This window comes from Yaniella soli (genome assembly GCF_054782375.1).
This window is the reverse complement of the sequence record NZ_BAAGSP010000070.1, coordinates 1-1,720: the sequence shown is the minus strand read 5'-3', so window position 1 is coordinate 1,720 and position 1,720 is coordinate 1. Positions and strand designations below refer to the sequence as shown.

The window sequence follows — 1,720 nt, the reverse complement described above, 5'->3', positions numbered from 1 at the left end:
CCCTGATCCACCGATGAGTGATCGGTTGAGGCGTTGAATCCATGATCGGGCGGGACGGGATTTTCGGGGAGGTTGGTGTCTCCCGGCCTTGTTCCGGTCTTGTTCCACTGAGGGTCTTCCGGGTCCCTTTCTCTTCCCGGCCTGGTGCCCGATGGTGGGCTGGTGATCACGTGCTGCGGCTTGGTTCTGGCGGGCTGAGCGTGGTGGCCCAGAGTCGATCGAAGTGCTTGGCCCATTTCCATTCAACCGGTAAGTGCAGAATCAGTCGTCGTGCTCGGCGAGCGATCCGGGCCGGGATGGTGATGATTTTGTGTCGAATACTCAGCGCTCGGGCGCGTGCCAGTTTGCCGCCGATGATCGTCGCGGCGGTCCGGATCAGGTTATGGGCCATGGCTGCAGCGACCAGCCAGGCGGCGTTGGCCCCGAATTTGCCAGAGGGCATATGCGCCAGCGGTCCGGCTTTGAGTTCGGCGTTGACCTGCTCGATGACCGCGTGTTGGCGATGGGTTGTGTCGGCGGCCTTGGTGCTCAGGACCGCTTTAGGAATGGTGGTGAAGAACGCGTGATACCGATACGTCTCAAATAAAGAGTCCTGGCCAGCAGCAGCCAGCTTCTTGGCGTTTTTCTCAGGAACTCGACGCACCACCAGTCGGCCGGGGACCTGTTCACATTTGGTCTTGGAGGAAAATGCGGTGAAGTCGGTTTCTGCCACGTGGGCTTCTGAGATCCATTGGCCGGAATCTTCGTCATAAATCGCGTTGGGGTACTTGATCGGCTCCCAGGCGTTGTCGGGGATCTGGGCGATTGCTTTCTTCACGGCAGCATTCATCCGCACTGTCACCGACAACTGCGCCCCACCAGTCCGGGCGGCCTTGGCAACCTTTGCCGAGTAGTACGCCGAGTCGGCTCGAAGCACTACCGGTGCTTTCTGACCAGGTAGACGGCGGTGTGCTGCCAGTGCATCAGCGATGAGTTTATCCGCGCCCTTGACTGAGTGGGCTGCTCCGCGACGGAGTTGTTGGCCGATGATGACCGGAGCCGCTTGCGAGGTGGAGGCGGTGACCAGCAGCGCGTTGAGGCCTCGGACGTTGTTATAGCCGATCCCTGCGCCGTGTTTGTCTGGTGAGTGGACTTCGATGACCGTGTCATCAATGTCAACAAAGACCATGTCTTCGCCGTTACCGGCTGGCTGGGATACTGGCAACAACGGTGCTTGTGCGCCCAGCTGGGTCAAAAAGCCCGACGAGACAGACGCCAGTTGTTTGACGTGGCCATGCGTGTATTCGCGTAAGTGTGAGCCCAGCGTGGAAGGGGCGTAGACCTGATCAAATAGTGATTTCATGCCACCATGGCGCAGCAAGTCCATATCATCAATGCTGTCGGCGCCAGCGACCATGCCGGCCACCAGCGAGGCGATCTTCGCCCCGGGATTGGCGCCTTTATCCGCTCCGGTATTGGACACCGTAATTTTCTGCTGGGCCAGCTCTGGTAGCCCGGCCTTCTGCGCCAGACCCATCATCGGGACCAGCCCGGCCGACGACACGAGATTGGGCTCATCGAACGTATAGGCAACAGCAGCAGGAGCATGGTTAAATAGCATCTCAGAGGTGCGTCTTTCTGACTTGGAATAGTGGTCTCAACACTCACTATTTTCCCACGTCAAAGACGCACCTCCACGTTAAAACGCCGTAACCACACCCAACTCATCGGTGGATCAAGG

Annotated in this window: 1 protein-coding gene; it reads right to left on the bottom strand. The window is 59.0% G+C overall.

Annotated features, from left to right (window positions below; genetic code table 11):
* Nucleotides 1-166: 166 nt before the first annotated feature.
* Nucleotides 167-1,600 (bottom strand): IS1380 family transposase, encoded by a 1,434-nt coding sequence (locus tag ACYVJT_RS15210; protein WP_343960259.1) that lies wholly within the window; start codon nt 1,598-1,600, stop codon nt 167-169.
* Nucleotides 1,601-1,720: the final 120 nt, after the last annotated feature.